24 protein-coding genes are annotated in these 22,718 nt (G+C 41.9%); 12 read left to right on the top strand and 12 right to left on the bottom strand.

Annotation, left to right across the window (positions count from 1 at the left end):
- Positions 1-17: 17 nt before the first annotated feature.
- A complete protein-coding gene (locus N483_RS17190; protein WP_023400078.1) occupies positions 18-557 on the bottom strand; it encodes an isochorismatase family protein in 540 nt (179 codons plus the stop codon).
- A 189-nt stretch (positions 558-746) separates the two neighbouring features.
- Here N483_RS17190 and N483_RS17185 point away from each other — a divergent pair, with 189 nt between their 5' ends.
- The 3 genes from N483_RS17185 (at position 747) to N483_RS17175 (ending at position 2,456) form a co-directional block, all read left to right on the top strand.
- Complete coding sequence (locus tag N483_RS17185; protein WP_023400077.1) at positions 747-938, top strand: hypothetical protein; 192 nt, start codon at positions 747-749, stop codon at positions 936-938.
- Positions 939-1,227: 289 nt separating this feature from the next.
- Positions 1,228-1,530: a hypothetical protein gene (locus N483_RS17180; protein ID WP_023400075.1), complete on the top strand. Its 303-nt coding sequence runs from the start codon at positions 1,228-1,230 to the stop codon at positions 1,528-1,530.
- Positions 1,531-1,706: 176 nt separating this feature from the next.
- On the top strand, positions 1,707-2,456 hold the full coding sequence (locus N483_RS17175; protein WP_023400074.1) for a substrate-binding periplasmic protein: 750 nt from the start codon (positions 1,707-1,709) through the stop codon (positions 2,454-2,456).
- A gap of 36 nt (positions 2,457-2,492) precedes the next feature.
- Here the strand turns inward: N483_RS17175 and N483_RS17170 are convergent, their stop codons facing one another.
- The 4 genes from N483_RS17170 to N483_RS17155 all read right to left on the bottom strand — a co-directional run bounded on the left by N483_RS17170 (position 2,493) and on the right by N483_RS17155 (position 8,456).
- The gene (locus N483_RS17170; protein WP_023400073.1) at positions 2,493-3,941 is read right to left on the bottom strand and encodes a dihydrolipoyl dehydrogenase; all 1,449 of its coding nucleotides are present in this window, start codon (positions 3,939-3,941) and stop codon (positions 2,493-2,495) included.
- A gap of 67 nt (positions 3,942-4,008) precedes the next feature.
- Entirely contained in the window at positions 4,009-4,743 is a 735-nt protein-coding gene (locus tag N483_RS17165; protein ID WP_023400072.1) for a glutathione peroxidase, read from the bottom strand.
- A 266-nt stretch (positions 4,744-5,009) separates the two neighbouring features.
- Positions 5,010-7,172: an ATP-binding protein gene (locus N483_RS17160; protein WP_023400071.1), complete on the bottom strand. Its 2,163-nt coding sequence runs from the start codon at positions 7,170-7,172 to the stop codon at positions 5,010-5,012.
- Between the two features lie 252 nt (positions 7,173-7,424).
- Positions 7,425-8,456, bottom strand: coding sequence for a DUF4097 family beta strand repeat-containing protein (locus tag N483_RS17155; RefSeq protein WP_023400070.1), 1,032 nt, complete (start codon positions 8,454-8,456; stop codon positions 7,425-7,427).
- Positions 8,457-8,689: 233 nt separating this feature from the next.
- On the opposite strand from N483_RS17155, the gene N483_RS17150 reads away from it, so the two are divergent.
- Entirely contained in the window at positions 8,690-9,487 is a 798-nt protein-coding gene (locus N483_RS17150) for an MBL fold metallo-hydrolase (RefSeq protein WP_023400069.1), read from the top strand.
- Positions 9,488-9,754: 267 nt separating this feature from the next.
- On the top strand, positions 9,755-10,219 hold the full coding sequence (locus N483_RS17145) for a GNAT family N-acetyltransferase (protein WP_023400068.1): 465 nt from the start codon (positions 9,755-9,757) through the stop codon (positions 10,217-10,219).
- Here the strand turns inward: N483_RS17145 and N483_RS17140 are convergent.
- A complete protein-coding gene (locus tag N483_RS17140; RefSeq protein WP_036976596.1) occupies positions 10,216-10,464 on the bottom strand; it encodes a Rho-binding antiterminator in 249 nt (82 codons plus the stop codon). The genes N483_RS17145 and N483_RS17140 overlap by 4 nt on opposite strands.
- A 186-nt stretch (positions 10,465-10,650) precedes the next feature.
- Between N483_RS17140 and N483_RS17135 the strand changes: the two genes are divergently transcribed.
- Complete coding sequence (locus N483_RS17135; RefSeq protein WP_023400066.1) at positions 10,651-11,040, top strand: response regulator; 390 nt, start codon at positions 10,651-10,653, stop codon at positions 11,038-11,040.
- Positions 11,041-11,126: 86 nt separating this feature from the next.
- Here the strand turns inward: N483_RS17135 and N483_RS17130 are convergent, their stop codons facing one another.
- On the bottom strand, positions 11,127-13,289 hold the full coding sequence (locus tag N483_RS17130; RefSeq protein ID WP_023400065.1) for a M3 family metallopeptidase: 2,163 nt from the start codon (positions 13,287-13,289) through the stop codon (positions 11,127-11,129).
- A 359-nt stretch (positions 13,290-13,648) separates the two neighbouring features.
- On the opposite strand from N483_RS17130, the gene N483_RS17125 reads away from it, so the two are divergent.
- Positions 13,649-14,224 carry a DJ-1/PfpI family protein gene (locus N483_RS17125; protein WP_023400064.1) on the top strand — a complete coding sequence of 192 codons (576 nt, stop codon included), beginning with the start codon at positions 13,649-13,651 and terminating at the stop codon, positions 14,222-14,224.
- 102 nt (positions 14,225-14,326) lie between these two features.
- Positions 14,327-14,866, top strand: a complete 540-nt coding sequence (locus tag N483_RS17120) for a dihydrofolate reductase family protein (protein WP_023400063.1) — start codon at positions 14,327-14,329, stop codon at positions 14,864-14,866.
- Between the two features lie 22 nt (positions 14,867-14,888).
- Here N483_RS17120 and N483_RS17115 read toward each other — a convergent pair whose 3' ends face one another.
- The gene (locus tag N483_RS17115; protein WP_023400062.1) at positions 14,889-15,317 is read right to left on the bottom strand and encodes a GNAT family N-acetyltransferase; all 429 of its coding nucleotides are present in this window, start codon (positions 15,315-15,317) and stop codon (positions 14,889-14,891) included.
- Positions 15,318-15,502: 185 nt separating this feature from the next.
- Between N483_RS17115 and N483_RS17110 the strand changes: the two genes are divergently transcribed.
- Positions 15,503-15,994, top strand: a complete 492-nt coding sequence (locus N483_RS17110) for a GrpB family protein (RefSeq protein ID WP_023400061.1) — start codon at positions 15,503-15,505, stop codon at positions 15,992-15,994.
- A gap of 74 nt (positions 15,995-16,068) precedes the next feature.
- Here N483_RS17110 and N483_RS17105 read toward each other — a convergent pair whose 3' ends face one another.
- The gene (locus N483_RS17105) at positions 16,069-16,824 is read right to left on the bottom strand and encodes an SDR family oxidoreductase (protein WP_023400060.1); all 756 of its coding nucleotides are present in this window, start codon (positions 16,822-16,824) and stop codon (positions 16,069-16,071) included.
- A 121-nt stretch (positions 16,825-16,945) separates the two neighbouring features.
- Here N483_RS17105 and N483_RS17100 point away from each other — a divergent pair, with 121 nt between their 5' ends.
- A complete protein-coding gene (locus N483_RS17100) occupies positions 16,946-17,419 on the top strand; it encodes an NYN domain-containing protein (protein ID WP_023400059.1) in 474 nt (157 codons plus the stop codon).
- Positions 17,420-17,489: 70 nt separating this feature from the next.
- Here N483_RS17100 and N483_RS17095 read toward each other — a convergent pair whose 3' ends face one another.
- The 3 genes from N483_RS17095 to N483_RS17085 all read right to left on the bottom strand — a co-directional run bounded on the left by N483_RS17095 (position 17,490) and on the right by N483_RS17085 (position 20,068).
- Positions 17,490-18,254, bottom strand: a complete 765-nt coding sequence (locus N483_RS17095) for an alpha/beta hydrolase (protein WP_023400058.1) — start codon at positions 18,252-18,254, stop codon at positions 17,490-17,492.
- Between the two features lie 125 nt (positions 18,255-18,379).
- Positions 18,380-19,216, bottom strand: coding sequence for a pirin family protein (locus N483_RS17090; RefSeq protein WP_023400057.1), 837 nt, complete (start codon positions 19,214-19,216; stop codon positions 18,380-18,382).
- Positions 19,217-19,345: 129 nt separating this feature from the next.
- Entirely contained in the window at positions 19,346-20,068 is a 723-nt protein-coding gene (locus N483_RS17085) for a substrate-binding periplasmic protein (protein WP_023400056.1), read from the bottom strand.
- Positions 20,069-20,293: 225 nt separating this feature from the next.
- On the opposite strand from N483_RS17085, the gene N483_RS17080 reads away from it, so the two are divergent.
- Both N483_RS17080 and N483_RS17075 read left to right on the top strand, forming a co-directional pair.
- Entirely contained in the window at positions 20,294-21,622 is a 1,329-nt protein-coding gene (locus tag N483_RS17080; protein ID WP_036976593.1) for an ABC1 kinase family protein, read from the top strand.
- Between the two features lie 303 nt (positions 21,623-21,925).
- Entirely contained in the window at positions 21,926-22,588 is a 663-nt protein-coding gene (locus N483_RS17075) for a M15 family metallopeptidase (RefSeq protein WP_023400054.1), read from the top strand.
- Positions 22,589-22,718: the final 130 nt, after the last annotated feature.

Below are 22,718 nucleotides of genomic sequence, written 5' to 3'. Positions count from 1 at the left end.
TTTGTGCAGGTAAACAGTTAATAGTCACTGTGCCCGCGGATCGATGCAAATCGATTGGCCAGCACTAGATTTGTCTTTGCTTGTATATCAGAAGTTGAGTACTGAATATCAGTTGTAGGACAGATCATGTCAAACGTCAGTGTTGCATCAGTGACAAATTCTACCTTGAACCCTAAATCAAATGCGACTCTGGCGGTGGTCTCACAACATTGCTCAGTTCTGATCCCTGTAATGACGAGCGTATCAATCTGATTGCGTCTTAGCCAATTTTCAAGCCCGGTATCTGTAAAGGCGTTGTGAACCGACTTATAAAAAACCTTGGAAAACTGTTGTGGTAAAAAGTCCATTGGTTTTACTAGCCCAGAGCTTGGATTGAATGGACTACCTATCGCATCTTCTCTGCTGTGCAGGACTTTGACAATCGGTTGTTTTGTCGTGGTGAAATGGCTGATTAAACTCGTTAGGTTATTTTTAAATACGCCAAAGTCTTTGTCTTGCCAGTAGTCTGTTTCAAAAAATGAGTCCTGAGTATCAATAATAATAAGTGCTTTTGTCATGGTTTTTACCTGTGTTGATTATTGGAACTCCTAAAAATATAAAGGTTTTGCAATCAGGCGTAGATACGTGTTTTCGACAAGATTAGGTCATATTAGGACATGGCATGAGCTGGGTGTTTTTTATTCAGCACGATCGTTGACACGGTTCGGTTTTGTATATACGTTTGTATATACAAAAAAGGTTTAGGTATGGCAAAAAATAAAGATGCGCAGTTACTTGTGCGAATAAACAAAGCCCAGCGAGATGAATTTGTCGCGCTTTGTAATGAGCTTGAAACCAGCTCATCTCGTGAAATAAGAAAGTTCATTAAAAGGTTTGTGAGCAAACACAAAGTTAAGCACAAAGCACCAAAAGGAGATAATGATGGCCAAGAAAGTTGAAGTTAAAAAGCTAAAGAAAGAAGTGAAGCAGCGTATTAAAAAGATTGCTAAGCATGAAGCAAAAATCAAAAAACTGAAAAAAGCGATTAAGAAAGCTTAATTGAAGTTTAATCTGAAAAAAGCAGCGCAGGCTGCTTTTTTTATCTGTGTACATCGAACCAGGATTAAGTTTTTAGGGCGAAATGCAGGTAAAGCCGAGAATTTTGAAAGTAGCTGTGATAAATCCTTTGTCGCTATATTTGCATGAGTCTAATTGTCATAGACCGGTTTTAATTATCAGGAGTATGGTATGAGTTGGATTTGTGGTAATTGCCAAATGGAGATCGAAGATGACACATTTGAAGTTTGCTGGAATTGCAGTTGCGTTAAAGGTGAAAGCCAATCAAACAATGAGGAATATACGCCAGTCGACTGTATTAGGTGCGCTATCCCGCTGACGTTTATTGGCACGAAAGAGTTTCATGAAGGTATGCGCTGGGGCTTGTTGGGCAATCTAGCTGAGTTTTTTATCAACAAAGAGCAACTTGATATGTTTGCCTGTAAGCGATGTGGCAAAGTAGAGTTTTTTTTAGCAGGTAAGCAACGTCATTGAATCTCAATAACGCAAAAACTTGCTAAGAAAAGTGTTCCTCTTTGTGGCTTACTTACAAAGTCAACACGCATTGATATAGCAACCATATTAATCTATGAGGGGAATTATCACTTTACTCATGCCTTACAAACTGAGTGTTAGCATCTACACTTAAAATAGAATTAGGAAACCTTATAATGTTTAAATTCGTTTTTACTCTATTTGTCGTGATGCTGGCGCACAGCGCTTTGGCTAAAGAGCCGAAACTTGTTTGGTTTACAGAAGATTACCCTCCATTCAACTACCATGTGAATGGTCAAGTCGAGGGGATCTCAATTAAGGCGCTCAAGCTTATTTATCAAGATTTAGGATGGAAATTTGACGACAATGAAGTGATGTTATTACCTTGGCCAAGGGCATACCAAATGACTCTGTCAAATCGCAATGCCTGCATATTTTCCATGACGTATACAGAAGAACGCGCCAAGTTATTTCAGTTTATTGGTCCGACAATGGACAATCATGTTGCTATCATTGGCCACAAAGAGACTAGCTATAAGCTTTCAAACTTAACAAGTATTGGTGATCTAAAAATAGGTGTAGTAAAAAATGATATTGGCCACCAATTGTTGCGCCAAGCGGGTATTGATAAGGAAAGTTTAGTGTTTTTGGCGTCGGGGTTTGAGTTGGTGCAAATGCTAAAGTTGAAACGCATAGATCTCATCGCATATGGAGATGTAATTGCAAGATACCAATTTAAACGAGCAGGTATTAACCCAAAACACTATCGAATAGTGATGCCTTTGAGTTCATCTTATTTAGGATTTGCTTGTAACAAGGCGGTAGATAAGCATGTTGTAGACAAAATGAATGATGCACTTAAAACCATTAAACGCCGTCAGCCAGAGATTTTCGATCCAGAATATTTCTACAGTAAAGCAGAGTGAGTTTCGCTCACCCTGCTGTCACACAACTATATGTATTTAAGCACCTGGACCACACTCTAAACAGTGTTTAATTATGTCAGGACCAAATTTCAGTTTGGCATTGACGTTACGCAATGCTGTTCGGACTCCCTCTTCGATCACTGGGTGATAATATGGCATATCGAGCATCTGTGGTACGGTCATCTTGTTCTGAATAGCCCACGCCAGTAGGTGTGCGATGTGCTCTGCCGCAGGTCCAACAAACTCGGCACCTAAGAATAGACCGGTCCCCTGCTCTGCATAGACACGCATATGGCCTTTGTTTTTCAACATAACGCGGCTTCGGCCTTGGTTTTCAAAGCTTACTTCACCTATTTCGTAACATCCACATTCGCCGTAATTTGCCGTAAGTTGCGCATAGTTGTCTCCGACCATCCCAATTTGTGGATCACTAAATACAGCCGCAATCGGTGTGCGTCTTAAACCGTTACGTATATCTGGGTAACGCCCTGCGTTGACACCAGCAATCGTACCTTGGTCGGCCGCTTCGTGTAGCAGCGGGATTTGATCGCTCGCATCACCGGCGATAAATATATGGCTATTTCCACACTGCATTGTATGCGGATCCGCAAGGGGCACGCCATGGTCTTCTAGTTCCAAAGATGTATTTTCAAGGCCTAGTAAATCTACATTGGGCACCCTACCCGTTGCCGCAAGCACATAATCAAATTGCTCAGTTTGTGCTTGGCCTTGTTTATCAATATAAGTTAGCTGCGCTTTATTATCGACTACTTTCATATCAGAGACTTTTGCATCTGTATCTACATAAAACTCCTCTGCAAACACTGTGTTTGCATAGTCTCGGATCACAGGATCTGTAAGTGGGCCTATATTTCCACCAACTCCAAATAGCTTAACTTTTACGCCCAGCCTATGAAGTGCTTGACCGAGTTCTAAGCCTATAACACCGGGTCCAAATACTGCGACGGACTCAGGTAAGTCTTGCCAATCGAAAACGTCATCATTAATGATAAGTCGGTCTCCAAAAGCCAAAAATGGTTTCGGGATATTAGGTCGGGAGCCGGTTGCAACAACAAAGCGTTTTGCAGTGATCACTGTGTGGTCGTCAATTTGAACACGCTGATCGTCCAAAAATTTGGCATGTCCAATAATCCGATCTTCAGCGGGTAACTCTTCGACTGCGTCCACAACAAAGCCTACAAATCTATCTCTTTCACTGCGTACTCGCGCCATCACTGCTTGACCGTCAATTTTGGCAGGTTCGCTCATTACGCCAAACTGCGGGGCTTGCTCTATATGGTGGGCAGCTTCAGCAGCAGCTATTAACAGTTTACTTGGCATACAACCAACACGTGCGCAAGTTGTCCCATACTTGCCTGATTCAATCATCAGCACATTGGGTGTAAATTGCTTAGCATTCCGATAAGCACTAAGGCCAGCTGTACCTGCACCAATCACTATGACATCTGTTTCAAGCTGTTTCATTATTACCTCACTAAAGATTGGAAAAGTAGTATTCAGGGGCTGTCATGCCCCTTTACAGTGCTGGCTATTAGTTATTTTCAAAATAAGTTGTTAAATCATCTGAGCCGCCAATATGTGCTCCACCAATAAATACTTGAGGCACAGTTTCACGACCGGACAAGGCTTTTAAGCTGGTTAAGCTCGCCTGTTGGCCAAGCACTAACTCTTCGTATGCCAAACCTTTTTCACTGAGTAGTGCCTTTGCTTTGGCACAGAACGGACAACCTGGCTTTGTGATAATCGAAACTGGTTCAGGCTTTTTCTGTTCTGGGTTGATATATTCAAGCATGGTGTCTGCATCAGATACTTCAAATGGGTCGCCTGGTAAATCTGGTTCGATGAACATTTTTTCGATCACGCCATCTTTAACAAGCATTGAGTATCTCCAACTACGCTTACCGAAACCAAGGTCGCTTTTATCTACTAGCATGCCCATACCATCTGTGAACTCACCATTACCATCAGGAATAAGAGTGACATTGTCTGCTTCTTGGTCTTTTGCCCAAGCATTCATGACAAAGGTATCGTTTACTGACATACATACAATGTCGTCTACGCCATTTTGTTTAAAAACATTTGCCAGTTCATTATATCTTGGCAAGTGTGTTGAAGAGCATGTAGGCGTAAACGCACCTGGTAGTGAAAAGACAATAACCGTCTTATCTTTGAACAATTCATCTGATGTAATTTGTTGAAATTCTTCACCTACGCGAACTGGAAAAGTGACAGTTGGAACGTTTTGGCCTTCAATGTTATTTAGCATTTTATATTCTCCTCGAAAGTTGATGGAGCTATTATGTCGTCGGATTGGTGATTTGTATATTTGATTGAATTAATCAGACTAATCAATAAAAGTGATTGGTTAGCGCCAGTCAAATCAAAGCATATTCAAAATATAGACGTTAAATGACAAATTGATTAGCCATGCTATACGTTGGCAAGCCGTCAACGTCGTTGTGTGGGTCTAAGTCATACTGGAATCAGGGTGTATAGAGGATAAAAAATAGTTTGGTGGCTTTTGTAAGTGTGTTATGCCTTTATAGGTAAAGTAAATTGAATCACGATGCCACCCAAGTCACTGTGTTTGGCTTCAATACTTCCTTGGTGTAATTCGATGATTTTTTCGCAGATGGACAAACCAAGGCCTGAACCTCCCAGATCTCGACTGCGAGACTTGTCGCAGCGATACAAGCGCTCAAACAATTTGCCAAGCGCTTCTGTACTCACCCCTGGCGCACTGTCTTCGAAGTGGCAAACTACTGTTTGCTGCTGCTGGAAAACGCTTATTTTAATCTCTCCAGGTTGATCCGTATAATGTACGCTATTTCTCGCTAGGTTGTTGAAGACTTGATTTAATCGGCTAATGTCACACTCAATGTGTAAGGAGTCAGGTAACTGGTTGACATACAAGACATTGATATCTGAGTTGTCCAAAATAGGCGCTATGGCAACAGCAAGGTCATCGAACAGTGACCGCGCTTGACACGTTTCAAACTCAAGGCGCAAGTTATTGGTATCTGCTTGGGCTAATTCGTAAATATCTGCAATCAGCGTATTGAGCATATCTAACCTACGTTGCAATACTTGGTAAGTGGTTTTTGGGTCTTCTGTTAGGTTGTATTCCAGTGCTTCAATGTTTAACTTTAAAACGGTTAAAGGTGTACGCAGTTCATGGGATACATCTGCAAGTAACTGTTGTTTCAGGCTTAAACTTTGACTAAGTAACTCAGCTTCTTTTTCCATTACTCGACGACGTTTCAAATGGTACAGGTAAAACAGCAATAAAAAGTTAATCAATACAATAATTGCGGCAGCAAGGACCACGGTACGTGTTTTTGTATCCTCTTGTTGTTTGGCAAGCCCAGCTTGCAACTCGTTGACCTCAAGTCGCTTCAGACCTATTTCACTGTTGAGCTTTTTCGCTTCTAAGCGTGTTGAAATAGCGATTTTGTCAATTTGTGTTTTCATCGTAAAAGCACGCTCTTGATAAGATAACGCCTGTTCAAAATCGCCTAAATGCTTGTGCGCCACAGCGAGGCTTTGCAGTATTTGCAAGTTAACTTCGTTATTCGTTATGTCGTGTCGCTTTAGCAACAACTCAATAGCTTCTTTAGGTCGAACATGCGCCAATGCTTGACCTAGGTATACTTGATATCTTTTGAATAAGCTCACGTTGTCTTGCTCATTTAACTGGGCAAGTGACTGTGTTATCAGTTTTATTGCCTCGGTATAGTTGCTATTGGCAAGCGCAATTTGTCCCTTTATGGCATCTGTTTTCGCTATGTTTTTGGCATTCTCAATCTGTTCGAAAAGCGCGCTTGCTTCATTGATAGCTGTGCGGGCAGCAGCCAGATCCTTAAGGGCAATGTATTGCTCTGCTATGTGCAGCTTTGCGACACCCATATAGTTTTTGTCACCAAGCTTGGTATCAATATCATAGGCCTTATTTAGTGCGTCTATCGCTGCTGGGTGATCAAATAGCTTTTCGTAGATACGAGCGAGGCTGTAATAAGTTGATGAAATATGTGTCAAGCTGACATCAGGTTGTCCCGTTTGAAACTCGAGCTGTTGATTTAGTACATCAAGAGCTTTGTCGAATTGATTAAAATCACGATATATACGGGCTTCTGTGCTTAGCGCTGCACTAAATAAATGTACGTTATTAATGCGGTTGGCTTTATCTTTTGCCTGAAACACGTGAGATAGCGCTTGAAAATAATCTCGTTGCTCAGATAAAACATTGGCGAGCATACGGTGAGCATGGCTTTGCATGCGCACATCTTTGGTCTGGGAAAACAGGGATATTGCTTGTTCAAAGTGGTACTTAGCGTCCTTACTATTTCCTACCAGGATGGCCAAATCTCCTGCTACCCAATGGTATTTACCAAGAAAAACGGTATTGGGGAATTGCGCCAAGTGAGCTGAAAACTCTTCGAGGCGGGTTGCCGCTTTTGTAAATTGATTGGTTCTGACAAAGTGAAGTGCACTGCGATGCAGTACATAGGTGCGCTGCTGCGCTGTTAAGCTTGGGTCCGCAAGTAATGTATACGATTGTTCAAGCAATGCGTGTCTATCTTTTTTGCCTTTGGCTTCAGCTTGAGACTTATATTGCTCAAAGCTATTCGATGAATGTGTATCAAAACTGGCAAATGAAAGTGATAGTAAACACGTAGATATAAGAAGCTTAAACACCGCGATCCCATAGGATTAAAAAGCAAAAGAGCCATATTATGAGAACTTGAAGAGTGGGGGTATAGGTAATTATTATTAACATCGCCTAATTGATATGCATTTTTTGCATGCATATGTCGCCTTTTGCATAAGCACTCATATCAATTTATTGGACTATCACTTCGACGTAAGAATTTTTTATATTTTCAGTTAGCTGTATGCTCCTTATTAAGAGCATACAGCACGCGTAGTTGCCTAGGCTGGCAGGCAGGATCAGCCGTTGCTATTGATATTGTATACGTGCTTTACATTGGAGATCTTTACTTCACCAGCGCCATCTTCTTTAATATTCAATTGCTGCGCGTCGCGCACTTCGATATCGCCAGAGTCATCTTCAATTACAATTTGGCCTTGCGTTCGGGCTACTGAAATATCACCCGACCCATCAACGATGTTTACATCGCCTTCAATATTGGCTACTCGAATATCACCAGAGTCATCATGTAGTTCAACGGATAGCCCACCGTCGATCTCAATTTCACCTGAGCCATCGGTTACCGCAATGGTGCCCACAACATTACTAAGCGTGATATCACCTGAATTATCTTCGATCTCTACAGACTTGCCACCACTTATTTCGATTTTACCTGAGCCGTCTTTTAGTTGAATGGCACCAAGAATATTGTGAAGAGTGATATCGCCTGAGTCATCCTCAATTTCTACGGATTTGCCTGAATCAATGGCAATATCGCCTGATTGATCTTCAATACGGATATTACCAAGCGCGTTCGAAATTGAAATACTGCCTGAGTCATCATCAATTTCGATTTGGCCTCGGATTTTGGCTAATTCAATGTGGCCAGAGTTATCATCGATTGCCACTGCTTCAACATTCGAAATCGAGATATGGCCTGAGTCATCTTGTACATCGACGAGTAAATGCTCGGGTACAGTGACTTCGATATCAATTTTTGGGCTGTGCTGTGCATACCAAAACACTCTTACTTCAGTGTCATGTTTGGCAATCAGTTTTGCAGCATCACCCTGTTTATCTAAAGATAACGTGTAGGTTCTGTCAGATGTTGTGAAAACATTGGCTGTTAATGAAATAGCTGTCGCGCTTTTAACGCCCTTAACCACAATATTTCCAGCATTGTTATCAATTGCAAGGCGGCTTAATCCTTGAGCAGGAATTGAAAGTGTTTGTGTTTGTTGTACTAAATCGTCTTGTGCATTGCCATTAACATGCACAACACAACCACTTAGTAGTAAACCGGCTATGATAGGAGTAATGATTCTTTTCATCTGATGAGTCTTCTAATTGTAATTTGTTCAGTATTGAGAGCAAAGATAGGGCCATAAATTCAAATTTTTTAAAATTTTGATTTTTAAAGGGTTTTATTTTAAAGAGAATATCATAATTGTATTTTTGACCACTTTTTAGTTTTTAATTTAATAAATTCGCCAATTTGATGTCATGACATTGTCAATATGTGTAAGTAACTTTGGATCAGAACTGCTGACAGAAGAGCTTGATAATGTTTCAAGAAATGCCCGTATCCCCGGCCCTAGCCCAGCCCTTTGATACACAGAGTTTTCCAGATGCTGCATTATTTTTAGGTGTGGGTGATGCCAGCTCTGTTGAGCTAGGCAATTCAGCTTGCGTGTTGCAATGTCGCTCAGTACCTTGGCTGTTAATCGACTGTGGTCACGATACGTTGAGCCGATATGAACAGGTATTTCCAGATAGCTTGCCAAGTGCTGTTTTTATCACCCACTTACATTACGATCATATTGGTGGTTTAGAGCAACTATATTTTAAGGCTGCCCTATCAGGACACCAAGTCAGACTGTATGTGCCGGTATTTTTGGTGCAACAGTTATGTGCGATGCTGAGATATACAAAATTAGCAGAGACTAAAGTTGATGTATGGCATACCTTTATTTTACACCCTGTGTCCGAATCTTTTTGGCATCTGGGTGTTAAGCTGTGGACCTATCCTGTTCGCCATCACGCGCCAAACTCTGCTTTTGCACTGCATATACCTAGCATTGTATTCTATTCAGGGGACACGCGTCCTATTCCAGAGTTATTAACGCATGTCAGTTCTGACGGCGAAGTCATATTGCATGATTGTGCTGTAAAAGGTAATCCCAGTCATAGTGGGATAGAAGATTTAATACGAGAGTACTCTCACTCGCAGCGTAACAGGTTGTGGGCTTATCATTACCACAGTGAGCAGGATAGAAATGCCTTTGTGCAAGCTGGGTTAAAATATGCCAGAGCAATGCAGCCTATTCAATTGGCTAACAACAGCCAAAACCTACCTCTCTGATTAAGACGACTTTTTGAACTTTTTGAGTTGTTTTGTACCCATTTACTGCGATAAATCGCATTTTAATAACATTTAAACTATTTTCCGTTATACTTGCGTCAAATTAGATTACACTGAATTGTTTACATGAGCGACGGCCTTCAATTTTATCTAGGCTGAATACCACAGAGATCGACCCATGACTTGTTGTGATAACTATGTATACAGCCAATAATGGTGTATTCGCAAAATTTGCGAGCGACAAAATAACAATGTAAAAGGGACCCTATGCAGCTAGTAGAGCTAACGTCTGATGATCCTAACGTACAAGATTTATTTGCAGAAATAGATCGCTTAATGAATACCCTCTACCCAATCGCGAGTGATCAATCGCTGGCACTTGTGGAGTTAAACCAGCCTAATGTTCGAGCGGTGGGGTTGAAAAATGAATCAGAGATTGTGGCTTGTGGTGCCATTGTCAAACAGTTTGATAAAACTTTATATGGTGAAATAAAACGCTTGTATGTTAAACCAAGCTTCCGTGGTAAAGGCTTATCAAAACGTATTATGCAGATCCTCTTGCACTATGCAGGCGATGCCCAAATCCCCTTGATCCGCCTGGAAACTGGGGTGAAACAGGAAGAATCAATTAAGTTGTATGAATCCCTAGGATTTGAAAGATGTGAGCGATTTGGTTTATACAGGGACAACCCGCTCAGTGTATTCATGTCTTTGTCTCTACAGCCCGATTAATTGTCGGTTTTAAAGTTAATCGATTTAAAAAAAGGGTTTTGGGTTAAGGCTGTGAGCTTTAATATTGAGTCCATCTCAATAAGAACCTCTTGTCCGTCTTGCTCTACAAGCAGACATTGTGCTCGTTGACTATTGTACACGATGTCTTTCGCCACACCCTGGTACACTTTATTCAGTGTGGCCACCTTGAGCATAAAGTGTTTCATGCATGCTACTTCAATGAGATCTGTCTCTTCACAGCGCATTTTCCTTCCCCTAGAGTGATGAGTTGTATCGTTAAATTTTATCATAGTTGATGCGTCCTGCTCGAGTAAAAGCATTGATTATCACACTGGGTTTAGGTGTTGCTGTAAAGGGGTTAGACAAGAGGCTAAAAATTGTCTAATTTTGAAGTTCGACACTTAATCCAAGCGTGCTGATAAGGATATAAGATGAGAATTTTGGTGGTTGATGACATGACGTCCATGCGTCATGTGATGATTAATATGCTGAGAAAGCTTGGCTTTGATGATATTGACGAAGCAATCGATGGAAAACAAGCACTAACGTTGCTGGGTAAACGTAGATATCAACTGGTTGTCTCAGACCTTAATATGCCACATGTCGACGGATTAACGTTATTAAATACAATTAGAGACACGCCTCAATTGGCAAAAGTGCCTGTGCTAATGGTAACCTGCGAAAATAGTAAAGAGCGGGTACAGGAAATATTGCTAAAGAAAGTCGATGGATTTGTCATAAAGCCATTCAATATGGCAACTCTTATACAGCAGCTTAAGCGAATTAAAGTGCTAGATGAGCATGGCCAACTATGTGAATAGGTTGACAAGTATGTCAGCGAGTTAAGTTGGATAGCAATAAAAAGGGCGTGTAATTTAACGCCCTTTTTATTATTTAGAACCTGGCCTTATTTAGTTTCAGGAAAACCACGGTCACGCATCAGTGCGCTCACATCGGCATCGCGGCCACGGAATTTACGATAGGCTTCTGCTGGGTCCATCGCATTTCTAACCGCAAAAAGGTAGTCAACTAAGCGCTTTGCAACATCTTTGTCGTAGAAACCCCCTGGTGCATTGGCAAAGGCCTCAGCCGCGTCAGAAGTCAGTACTTCAGCCCATAGGTAACCATAGTAAGCGGTCGCATAACCCTCGCCAGAGAAAACATGGCTAAAGTGCGTTGTTCTGTGTCGCATAACAATTTCGCTTGGCATACCGATCGCTTCGAGTTGTGCTTTTTCAAATGCAACTGGGTCACCGATCTTATCTGGATCTGTGGTATGGAATTTCATGTCCATAATGGCAGATGCAAGGTATTCAGTCGTTGCAAAACCTTGATTAAACGTCGAAGACTCTTTGATCTTTTTAACCAAAGATTGTGGCATTGGTTTGCCTGTTTCATTGTGTAATAAGAACTTATTGATAACTTCTTCGGTTGATAACCAACGTTCTAACAACTGAGATTGAAACTCTGTGTAGTCACGTACACCAGAGTTTGAACTAGGGTATTTTACATTTGAAGACAGTGCGTGCAGCGAGTGGCCAAATTCATGGAAATAGGTTTCTGCATCGCTCCAAGAAACTAACGTCGCCTGCCCTTCTGGGCCTTTTACGAAGTTTGAGTTGTTAGTGCTCAAGACATTTGTCTTGCCATCGATAGAAGTGTGGTTACGGAATGAAACCGCCCATGCGCCAGAGCGCTTGCCTTGACGAGCAAATGGGTCTAGATACCACAAACCAATGTGCTTGCCAGTGGTTTTGTCAGTTACTTCCCATACTTTGACATCTGGGTGGTACACAGGTACTGACCCGTCTTGGATAGGTGAGAACTCATAGTTGAATAAGCGTCCCGCAACATAAAACATCGCATCTGTTAGCTTGTCTAGCTGCAGATACTGTTTAATCTCGTTTGAATCTAAGTTGTACTTGGCTTTACGTACTTTTTCAGCATAGAAGCGGTAATCCCAAGGCTCAATCTTGATGTTTGCGCCTTCTTTATCCGCAATTGCTTGCATGTCCGCAACTTCTTCTTTTACGCGTGCAATCGCAGCTGGCCATACCTTGTCCATCAGAGCAATGGCATTTTTAGGGTTTTTCGCCATTCGATCTTCTAGTCGCCACTGAGCATAGTCTTCAAAACCAAGTAGCTCAACACGTTCACGGCGTAGCTTTAAGATCTCTGAAATAACGGCCTTGTTATTGTGTTCACCAGCGTTATTGCCGCGACTATAGTAATTTTGCCAAACAGCTTTACGCAATTCACGCTCTGTTGAGTAGGTTAAAAACGGATCCATAGAAGAGCGAGTGTTGGTGATCGCAAACTTACCCGGCTGACCTTTTTTCTCAGCGGCACTCGCTGCCGAATCAATAAATGCTTGTGGTAAACCAGATAGTTGGTCCTTTGTTAGGAAAGTTGTGTAACCTTCTTCATCGGCAAGGACATTGTTACCAAACTTAGTGTATAACTTTGATAGCTCAAGGTTAATTTCTGCATAGCGTTCAGCTGCCTGCCCTTCCAATGTTGCACCATGGCGTGCAAAGCTATTGTACTGAGTCCAAGTAACACGCTGCTGTTCAGGTGTTAATGTTTTATATTCTGCGCCTTCATAAACCGCTTTTACACGCTGAAACAGTGCTTTATTTTGGTTGCGCGTAGATTCAAACTCAGACAACTTAGCCATCACAATCGCTTGTTGCTCGCGTACTTCAGGGGAAGACAGATTAGTAATGTACGTGACAAAATAAGCGTATAGGCGATTTGTGGCACTACCAGAGCGCTCAAGTGCAGCAATGGTATTTTCAAAGGTTGGGGCATCTGAGGTGTTCACAATGGCTTCAAGCTCAGCTAAGTTTTCAGCCAGTGCGATTTCAGCAGCAGGTACTAAGTCTTCGAGTTTCATTTCGCCAAACTGAGGAACACCTTGATATGGGCCTGTGTACTCTTTCAGCAAATGATTGTTGTATTGTTTTTTAACTTGTTCAACTTGGGCTGAGTCTTGTGAGCTTGGTGTCGCTGTGCACCCTGCTAGCGCTAAACACACTGCTGCGCTCAAAAATGACATTTTTAATTTCATAGTGTTCTCAGTTTGCTTGGATTGATAATTGTGAGTATTTGAGTTGCAATATTGACCAAAGATTGGTCCCTATATCTTATTCTTATGGAGATACAAGCTTGCTATAACGGGAACATAGTACTGTAATCAATATAAAGTGCAAATGGGATTGATAGTTAAAGTATTGCAAAATGTGAAATCGATTTTGTGAGCCAAGTTTATCGCTTTAAAATCACATTTCGTCGAAAGTTTGGTGAAATTATTTATTTTTTCATTATAGGGGACTGTGAATTTTAAATGTGTTCATAAAACTTTCTCTTGATTGTTGGCTAAAATTGAGCCACTTTAAATGACACATACTGTAAACCCGTGATGAAATCATGGAAATTGGTATCTTTATATATAACGGTGTTGAAGCGTTGGATTTTTGTGGTCCACTCGAGGTTTTTAGCACCGCCTCACGTATTGCAAATCGCCCTATTAACGTTAGTTTGATAGCTCCGAGTAATTCGCCCATTAGAGCGCGCGGAGACTTGTCAATAAACCCACATTTTTGTATTCATGGTCATCCAAGGTTTGATTTATTAATTGTCGCCGGTGGAAAGCTGGATCGCGTCATTAACAACCAAGCAGTATTGGATTGGTTAGCGGAAACCGCGACCCACACGCGACACTGCGCTTCAATTTGCAGTGGCGTGTTTTTGTTTGCAAAAGCCGGATTGATCGAAGGGAAAACGGTCACCACTCATTGGGAACGGGTAGATGAGCTAAGCAAACAGTATCCACATTTATTAGTGATTAACGATAAAAGATTCGTCACAGATCAAAATTTTACTAGCTCAGCAGGTGTTGCATCGGGCATTGATATGAGCCTCGATATGGTGAAAAAAAGGTTTGGCTTTGACGTCGCGCGAAAGACAGCTCATCAGATGGATTATCTATGGGCTGAGTTGTAACGGGTGCGATCTCGTTGGGTACTAAAAATTTTACCAAAGTTGCTAATAAATCTGTATTTTTAGCCGATACTTAGTCATTGGCTAAGGCAAGCGGTTACAGTAATGAGCAAAAAGAATACAGTATATTTGGCACAAAGCCTCGATGGCTTTATTGCCGATCAGCAGGGCAATATAGATTGGTTATCCAAAATAGACAACCCAGACCACAGTGATCTTGGGTTTGGCGCGTTTATGGCGGATATAGATGCGATTGTGATGGGGCGAAATACATTTGATCAGGTAATGAAATATGGTCAATGGCCTTATGATAAGCCTGTGTTTGTGCTCAGCAAGTCTTTAAAGGAGTTGCCCCTGCAAAGTAAAGGCAAAGCCTATCTTGTATGTGCGAGTGAGCGTGAGGTTATTAATCAGCTGCATCAGTTGGGCCATAATAGGCTGTATATCGATGGTGGCAAGCTGGTACAGAATTTCTTGAGCCAAGGGCTAATTGATGAGTTGATTGTTATAACAGTACCAGTGGTTCTTGGAAAGGGACTAAAGTGGTTACCAGAGCAGCCACTCAATTGTAAAATAAGTTTATTGGCAACGTCGGTACTGTTGGGGCAATTGGTGCAGTCCCATTATCAAATAGTAGCAAAGTAGCCGTTGTAAAGGGGGTTGACAATTAACCCCCATACAACACCATTTCGTATTCAAATTCATCTTCAAAGTAGATACTAAACCCTAGTTGCTGATAGAGCCGAACAGCAGGATTGCCTTTAAGAACGGTTAAATATGCTGGTGTGTGAGCATATTGGGCGAGGAGGCATTGCAAGATGGCGGTACCAAACCCTCGATTTTGATGTTGGGGAGCAATTTGCAACTGCATAATTTCGAGGCGTTCATCGTTCGCGCGGTATTTTAAGCATCCGACTTTATCTCTGTTAATAAATACGATCTTTGAACCTTGTAAGTGTTCTTCTAAGCGGCTGATATGGGCTTCATGGCACAAGAAGATGCCTTGTCGTTCTAGGTGCTCTGTCATTGTTTGTTTTCTTAATGACAATAAGTATGGCTTATCTGACTCGGTAGCGGGCTGAAGTGTTATTTTCATGTGCTCATCCTAGCGAACTGTATATTGGAATGCGTAATGTGAGACTACTGAAACAACTCAATGGAGACGATACCATGGCTACGTGACAAAATAGCCATGCCGAGAAAGATAAGATGAATATGTTGTTAGGACTAGAAATATGGTCGGTGGAGGCGTCTGATAGTATATAGGTATGGGAAATTTACATGAAAATAGAGCTGTTTGACTATGACCCAACTTGGCCAGACAAGTTTGAATTGGAGCGTAAGAGGTTACATTCGGTTTTGGCGCCATGGCTTTTTGGCTCTATTGAACACGTCGGCAGCACAGCAATATCAGACATGATAGCCAAACCTATAATTGATATTATGGTAGGCGTAAAAAGCCTGAATGGATCTCGTGGCGCAATCGAGGCTTTATGCCGCCATGGCTATTGTTATTACCCCTACAAACCCGAACAAATGCACTGGTTTTGCACTCCATCACCGACGTTTCGTACTCACCATGTTCATTTAATCCCTTATCGTAATGCACTTTGGTTTGAAAGATTAAATTTTCGAGATAAGTTGCGAGGTAATCAAGAACTTGCCGATCAATATGCGCAATTGAAGCTGTCATTGGTGCAAAAAAAACGCGATGATAGAGAGGCGTACACGCGTGAAAAGTGGCTATTTATTCAAAATGTATTAGAGTTGTAAAAAGCTAGTTGTGTTTATGCTTAATCAAGGCAAGCAAGAGACTTGCCCTGCTATCTCAATTCATTTTCAGCATTCTAACGCGCAACAAAACCGCCGTTGACCAACAGTGTTTGTCCAGTTGTCCACTGTGACTTTGCAGAGGCAAGGAATTCCACAACAGGAACGATGTCCTCTACTTTTCCCAATCGGCCTGCAACACTGGCGGTATTTAGAAAGGCAACAGAGTCAGGGTCTTCTTGCTGGTGAAAAAAATCAGTATCGATGGGACCTGGGCAAATCATGTTCACCGTGATCCCCCTGGCACCAACTTCTTTGGCGAGTGCTTTAGTAAATTGTTCTAACGGTGCTTTTGAGCCTGCATACAGTGCATAATTACCTGTAAACGCATCTAAGAGAGAGGTTCCGATATTAATCACTCTGCCATTGTCTTCGAGGAATTTGGCAGCTTGTTGCATGACGAAAAAAGCCCCTTTGCAATTTATGTTAAATAACCGATTAAAGTCGTCTTCGGTATAGTCGATAAAGGCTTTCTTAGAGATTTGGCCCGCATTATTAATAACAATGTCGACCTTTCCATATGCTTCTTTTGTCTGTGTGAAAAGGTTTATAACATGGGATTGCTGAGCGAGGTCACCCTGTATCACGAGTGCTCTTTGCCCCATTGCTGTGATTTTCTGTGCTGTTTTTTCTGCTTCAACAAAAGAGTGGTCACTGTGATAGTGAATAACGATATCACAGCCTTGCTTAGCAAGGTTTAAGGCAAAAGCCTGCCCCATATTTTTTGCGCCACCCGTTATTACGACAACTTTATCTTTCAACTCTGTATTCATAATGCATTCCTTTTCATTTTTGTAGTCATATTAACTATAGTTGCTTTACGCTGTGTCTATCATTTTGATTGATGTTAGACTTATCCTTTTCATAATCTTCGATTCGTATTGAGAGCCTAGAATGCAAACAGTGAGTATCTTTGTGGATGTACAGAATATCTACTACACCACAAGAAGTGCCTATAAACGTAACTTTGATTACAATCGCTTTTGGGCTGAAGTGACGAATAACCGCCTAGTGGTAAATGCCTATGCTTACGCGATTGATAGAGGTGATGAGAAACAACGTCAGTTTCAGAATATTCTCAGGGCGATTGGATTTGAGGTGAAATTAAAACCTTTTATTCAGCGTGCCGATGGCTCGGCAAAAGGTGACTGGGATGTTGGAATTACGATAGATGTACTGGAGGCTGCCGAGAAGTCAGATATTGTGGTGTTGGTATCAGGTGATGGCGACTTCGATATTTTACTCAATACGGTGCGAGACAAATATCAAGCTGAGGCTCATGTGTACGGTGTCCCATCACTTACAGCTGCTAGTTTAATGAATGCAGCATCCCGATTTATACCCATTGAAGACACTTTGCTGCTATAGAATTGAGCTAAATTACTTGTTTTTTAAAGTAACAGGAGTGGCTACTCTGCCTGCATTAACTGCACGTCGATTAGTTGCTTACCAGTTGCTTTAAGGTGCTACAAGATTGCCCTTTTAAATAGCGACTGAACAAGCTTTGGATTTTTTGTTTCAACCATACAGGACCATTATCTGTCATATCATTGTGCCTAGATTCAGGAATTTTTATCACACAGCCAGGATATGTTTTAAGTTCGCTATTTGTGTATAAGACACCCTCATCAGCTGGGAAATCGCTCGCTCGAATAGATAAGACGGGAACGTTTATGTTACGAGGAAGCGGTACGCGCCTGTGATCCAACGTTACTAAGCCAGAAATATAGTCTTTGCCGTGGTTTATTAATAATGCAGATAGGTCTCCTCCATTGGAGTGACCGACGAGCAATAAATTGTCGAAGTCATACTGTGGGTAGCTAGACGCTAATTTAGTACGGACAAACTCAATTGTTTTTGCGCCACGAAGCCAGTTTTCCTGACGTGTTTGGAACAAGTTCCCTGATACGGACAGCGGCGGATCGGTTTTCAACTCATGCCTTATTGCTACGGTTAGGTAGCCTAGATTAACTAAGGTTTCACTTAAAAATTGGTAATCTTGGTGAGGAACACCGTAGCCTGCACTGATAAATGCCACGGGGCATGGTTTTTTTACATGGCAACTACTGGCTGTTTTAGGCCGCTTTATCTCGATGGGAACTGCCCTATTGCGCGCTTTATCATGCAATAAGCTGATTGGTTGTTCCGACGCATGAACACTGACCGCAATTGTTGTTAAAAGTGCTAAAACCGTTTTTTTCACCGTACTACATTCCCTTTGATATTATGCGGCGCGAGTATACGCCGCTTTCAATAATGAGTAAACGTCTGAAAAAGCAGGATTTGTAACTGCTAATGAGGTTTACAGTTGCAAACAGTTCAAGCCGCTTAGATGGAGCCAAATTTACCTGCTTGATAATCCCTAACGGCTTGTTTAAGTTCTTCTTGAGTATTCATTACAAATGGACCCATGTGTGCAATACGCTCGTTAATAGGTTGGCCTGCCAATAATAACAGTCCCGCTGCTTGGTCTTGGCTTTCGATATGTATAGGCGCTTGGGGGTCTAAGTTAAGCAAGTAGCCAGCTTGATGGCGACTATCTTTTAAAGCGCCTGTATGAATGTAGGCCAGCACCTTTCCGTAATGGGACAAATCGAGGTGCACAGCACTGTGTGCCTTTAGCCAGATATCGCTAATTGCGCCTGTGCCAGCTAACTCATCTAAGCCAGAAGAAATTGACTGCTGTGATTCAGTCCAATTGCCAGCAAGTGCGGTGAGCTGTGCACCGCTTTCGTTGATGATAAAAGGCAATACACGGTCACTTGAGTCTTGATATTTGGGTGTATTCATCTTGTCTTTTGCGGCCATGTTTAACCAGATTTGAAAGCCGTGCATACCGTGTTGTGCATCGGCCAAAGGCATTTCTGAATGAATGACGCCTCGACCTGTGCTCATCCACTGGACTTGGCCTGCGCGAATTGCTTTTTTGTTACCCATTTGGTCTTGGTGCTCAAATCCGCCTTTGCGTATATACGTAAAAGTTTCAATTCCCCTGTGTGGATGAGCAGGAAAGCCGCCTATATAGTCTTGCGAATTGTTTGATTTGAGTTCGTCGATCATCAAAAACGGATCTAGGCTTTTACCGTCGAAGCCAGCGATACGCTGAATTTTGACGCCTGCACCGTCTTGCGTTGAGTGTGCTCTTGTTACATTTAAAATCTTCATAGTTGCCTCGCTTATGTACGCCATTGAAGCTACTTTATGTTGCTACCTACCCGAATAAAAGTGACAAAAAACGAAGAGAACATTCTGTAAAAAAGAATAAATGCTGAATTGCACTGTAATTGCAATGATTTACTGTGGGTCTAAGCTCTGGTTGTGCAGCATGACTTGCTGTTCAGCTTGGGCGATGAGCGCTGCTAATTCTCCTGACTTCTTCATTTCAATTAGCTTGTTGTTTACCAAAGGAACAAGGTGTTGCTGAGACTCATGAATATAGTGAAACAAGTCTAGTACCGCGAGGTTCTGGCTAGAGATCACATTATCAATGCCCAGTTTTTCTAGGTGTATTAAGCCATCCATTCGATTCGTGAGCGCGACATCGGCTAAACCTTTGGAAACCAGCTTAAGTATTTGAGCGGTGGTATCCATATCTTCTACATGCTTCATACCTTGAGTGATGTTGTTGGTATGCTTGACACCTCTAACTTTGACAATATGGTGTTTTTGTAAGTCTTTTGCTGTTTTGATGTCTATTTTGCTATCTTTACGAACAAATGCAGCTGTTTCTAAGTAGTAATATGGGGTAGGCACACGAATTGTTGTCGGAGTTTCTATGCCATAGCTAAATATTCGCATGATCTCCCCATTGGATAACCCTGTTTTGGCTCTGAATTGAGCGCGTTTTCCCGGAAGCGGCGTGATGGTTATTTTGATATTCAATTGCTTGTAAACTTCGGTCAGAACAATACGGCCAACCTCTTGCTCTATTAAGTAGTTGATCGACACAAAGTGATATGTCTCAGCGTAAACGGGCCTAGTTAAAACTAAAAAAAATGCGGCTAGCAAATACTTCATTGATGAGCAAAGGCTTAAGAAAACAAAACTAATCAAAGTATAGCGCACACGAAAAGTAATTAAAGTGTCTACATATCTAGTAGGGAGAGTACGTTGATTTTGATATACTCGAGGTGCTCTCAACGCGGCTCTTTTTATCTAGAGATCAATGTATTGATCCAAAACGCAGGGAGTACAGTACCTGTATTGTGCGCACGTAGACATAGGATTGATTGGTATAGAAATATGACAGATAAAAGTAAAAAGGTCCCTTCTTCTCGAATATCTAGGTTAGCTCACTTAGGCGGGCTGGCAGGGAAAGTGGCATCCAATGTCGTAATGTCTGGTGCTCGACAAGTGCTCAGTGGCCAAACCGTAACTAAAAAGGAGCTGCTGTTACAGCCAAAAAATATCCACGCTGTGGCTGATAAGTTGGCTCATTTGAGAGGCGCTGCGATGAAGCTAGGGCAATTACTGTCTATGGACTCCGGGGATCTTTTGCCAAAAGAGCTGGCGTTGTTATTAGAAAAGCTCAGAGCAGACGCACAACCTATGCCACACAAACAGCTCATTGGCTTACTCAAGCTTAATTGGGGTCCTCATTGGCTTGATAAGTTCAGTCACTTTGAACTAAGAAGCTTCGCACGGGCATCGATTGGTCAGGTCCACGAAGCAACCACTGAATCTGGTCAAAAGCTGGCGTTAAAAATCCAATATCCGGGTGTTGCAAATAGCATTGATAGTGATGTTGACAACGTAGCCATGCTGATAAAAATATCTGGTCTTATGCCCAAGCAGGTAGCTATTGAGCCGCTGATGGCTGAAGCAAAGCAACAATTACTGGTCGAGACTGACTATTTAACCGAAGGTCGTCGCCTACAGGCGTTTAAAACGGGTTTACAATCCTATTCACAATTTAAGGTGCCAGAGTATTTCCCACAGCATTCAACAGAGCATATATTGGCGATGGAGTTTGTAGCTGGTCGGTCACTAGATTCACAGGTACACGCTTTACCAGCAGTGCGTAACAAAATTGCCAGTGACTTGATACAATTATTCTTTATTGAAATGTTTGAACTGGGCGTAATCCAAAGTGACCCCAATTTAGCGAATTATTTGTATGATGAAGCACAGGAGCAAATAGTACTACTCGATTTTGGCGCTTCTCGCAGCATCCGTCATGAATTGGCCTTAGGGTATTGGCTGTTGCTCAAAGCAGGTTTAGAGCATGACAGAGAAATGATGACTAAAGCCGTGCAGTCAATAGGTTATTTTGGTGAACAGATTGAACACGACTATCGGGATATTGTGTTGGATTTGTTTTTTATGGCCACTGAACCATTGCGTGCCGAACAACCTTATGATTTTGCAAACAGCGATATTGCCCAGCGGATCCGAGACAAGGGCATGGCATTAAGCGCGCGCGAAGGTCAGTGGCACACACCCCCTGTGGATGCTTTATTTATTCATCGTAAATTGGCTGGGTTATATTTAATTGCAGCAAGACTGAACGCTGAAGTAGATGTCACAGAGCTATTCAATGGTTTTGAAAAGCCCGACAGTTTGGGGCTATAAAAAGTCATCGTCCTTGAAAAATGATGCTAATAGCATATGTCCATCCCATAAGTTATCTTATATACAGCATATGCTATGGTTTGAAAATTGCCGTTATAGAGTGTGATAATAAGTAAAAAAGTGTAAGTGAGCACTGACTCAATACGGTTTTTTCTCTTTGTGCCAACCAAAAAAACAGGCTATGTGCTGTCGCTTGGCGCATCTGACTGAAGTTGTAATTCCTGAATTACTGTCCATACTTCTTCCATAATTTCATTCCACACTGTGTTCTTTGTAGTTAGGAAAGGTACCTCGAGGTATTCAATGAGAACAATTACTTATGGGTTAGCGTTGGCTGCTTTGACGAGCCTAAAGTTGTCGGCAGGAGAGCTCGTCGACGTAGCGGCTAAAGTGCCTAGCATTCAAACTGAGATCCGCTATTTCACCACAGATAATTTTGTTGGCAAAAAAGTTGATGGTTATTTGGCGCCCAAGTGTTTACTAAGTAAAGACGCGGTGAAAGCTGTCACAAAAGCACAGTATGCGCTCAATGAGTTTGGCCTGGGGCTCAAAGTTTTTGATTGTTATCGGCCGCAAATGGCTGTGGATCATTTCGTACGCTGGGCCAAAGACCTTGAAGATACTAAGAATAAAGCGAAATACTACCCAGATGTACCTAAAAACGAATTATTCAAACGTGGTTATATCGCGGCGCGCTCAGGGCATTCTCGAGGAAGTACACTGGATGTTACCCTTATTGATTTAACGACCGGTGCTGAACTGGATATGGGATCCGGCTGGGATTTCTTTTCAAAAGTATCGTGGCCAAGTTATCAAGGGATCAGTGCCCAGCAGCGCGCAAATCGAATGCTATTGGCTAAAGCTATGCGCAGCGCCGGCTTTATTGGCCTGACTGAAGAGTGGTGGCACTTTACTTTGATTGATGAGCCTTATGCAGATCAATACTTTACACTACCTGTAAAGTAAGTTTTTTCGTAAGAGCATATTGAGTACTATTTGTAAATAAAAGTAAACGTTGATTTTTATGCAAGTTGTTGAATTTAATGTGTCAATAGTATTACTTTATTTCATTGTGAAAATTTTGTGATTGATTAAG

The organism is Pseudoalteromonas luteoviolacea NCIMB 1944, from assembly GCF_001625565.1.
In the GTDB taxonomy this organism is placed as follows: domain Bacteria; phylum Pseudomonadota; class Gammaproteobacteria; order Enterobacterales; family Alteromonadaceae; genus Pseudoalteromonas; species Pseudoalteromonas luteoviolacea_F.
This window is presented reverse-complemented; position numbering and strand designations above follow the sequence as displayed.

What these genes read in the sequence shown, in the direction of transcription:
- N483_RS17190 (WP_023400078.1), bottom strand. Translation starts at nt 557, where the DNA reads ATGACAAAAGCACTTATTATTATTGATACTCAGGACTCATTTTTTGAA.
- N483_RS17185 (WP_023400077.1), top strand. Translation starts at nt 747, where the DNA reads ATGGCAAAAAATAAAGATGCGCAGTTACTTGTGCGAATAAACAAAGCC.
- N483_RS17180 (WP_023400075.1), top strand. Translation starts at nt 1,228, where the DNA reads ATGAGTTGGATTTGTGGTAATTGCCAAATGGAGATCGAAGATGACACA.
- N483_RS17175 (WP_023400074.1), top strand. Translation starts at nt 1,707, where the DNA reads ATGTTTAAATTCGTTTTTACTCTATTTGTCGTGATGCTGGCGCACAGC.
- N483_RS17170 (WP_023400073.1), bottom strand. Translation starts at nt 3,941, where the DNA reads ATGAAACAGCTTGAAACAGATGTCATAGTGATTGGTGCAGGTACAGCT.
- N483_RS17165 (WP_023400072.1), bottom strand. Translation starts at nt 4,743, where the DNA reads ATGCTAAATAACATTGAAGGCCAAAACGTTCCAACTGTCACTTTTCCA.
- N483_RS17155 (WP_023400070.1), bottom strand. Translation starts at nt 8,456, where the DNA reads ATGAAAAGAATCATTACTCCTATCATAGCCGGTTTACTACTAAGTGGT.
- N483_RS17150 (WP_023400069.1), top strand. Translation starts at nt 8,690, where the DNA reads ATGTTTCAAGAAATGCCCGTATCCCCGGCCCTAGCCCAGCCCTTTGAT.
- N483_RS17145 (WP_023400068.1), top strand. Translation starts at nt 9,755, where the DNA reads ATGCAGCTAGTAGAGCTAACGTCTGATGATCCTAACGTACAAGATTTA.
- N483_RS17140 (WP_036976596.1), bottom strand. Translation starts at nt 10,464, where the DNA reads ATGCGCTGTGAAGAGACAGATCTCATTGAAGTAGCATGCATGAAACAC.
- N483_RS17135 (WP_023400066.1), top strand. Translation starts at nt 10,651, where the DNA reads ATGAGAATTTTGGTGGTTGATGACATGACGTCCATGCGTCATGTGATG.
- N483_RS17130 (WP_023400065.1), bottom strand. Translation starts at nt 13,289, where the DNA reads ATGAAATTAAAAATGTCATTTTTGAGCGCAGCAGTGTGTTTAGCGCTA.
- N483_RS17125 (WP_023400064.1), top strand. Translation starts at nt 13,649, where the DNA reads ATGGAAATTGGTATCTTTATATATAACGGTGTTGAAGCGTTGGATTTT.
- N483_RS17120 (WP_023400063.1), top strand. Translation starts at nt 14,327, where the DNA reads ATGAGCAAAAAGAATACAGTATATTTGGCACAAAGCCTCGATGGCTTT.
- N483_RS17115 (WP_023400062.1), bottom strand. Translation starts at nt 15,317, where the DNA reads ATGAAAATAACACTTCAGCCCGCTACCGAGTCAGATAAGCCATACTTA.
- N483_RS17110 (WP_023400061.1), top strand. Translation starts at nt 15,503, where the DNA reads ATGAAAATAGAGCTGTTTGACTATGACCCAACTTGGCCAGACAAGTTT.
- N483_RS17105 (WP_023400060.1), bottom strand. Translation starts at nt 16,824, where the DNA reads ATGAATACAGAGTTGAAAGATAAAGTTGTCGTAATAACGGGTGGCGCA.
- N483_RS17100 (WP_023400059.1), top strand. Translation starts at nt 16,946, where the DNA reads ATGCAAACAGTGAGTATCTTTGTGGATGTACAGAATATCTACTACACC.
- N483_RS17090 (WP_023400057.1), bottom strand. Translation starts at nt 19,216, where the DNA reads ATGAAGATTTTAAATGTAACAAGAGCACACTCAACGCAAGACGGTGCA.
- N483_RS17085 (WP_023400056.1), bottom strand. Translation starts at nt 20,068, where the DNA reads ATGAAGTATTTGCTAGCCGCATTTTTTTTAGTTTTAACTAGGCCCGTT.
- N483_RS17080 (WP_036976593.1), top strand. Translation starts at nt 20,294, where the DNA reads ATGACAGATAAAAGTAAAAAGGTCCCTTCTTCTCGAATATCTAGGTTA.
- N483_RS17075 (WP_023400054.1), top strand. Translation starts at nt 21,926, where the DNA reads ATGAGAACAATTACTTATGGGTTAGCGTTGGCTGCTTTGACGAGCCTA.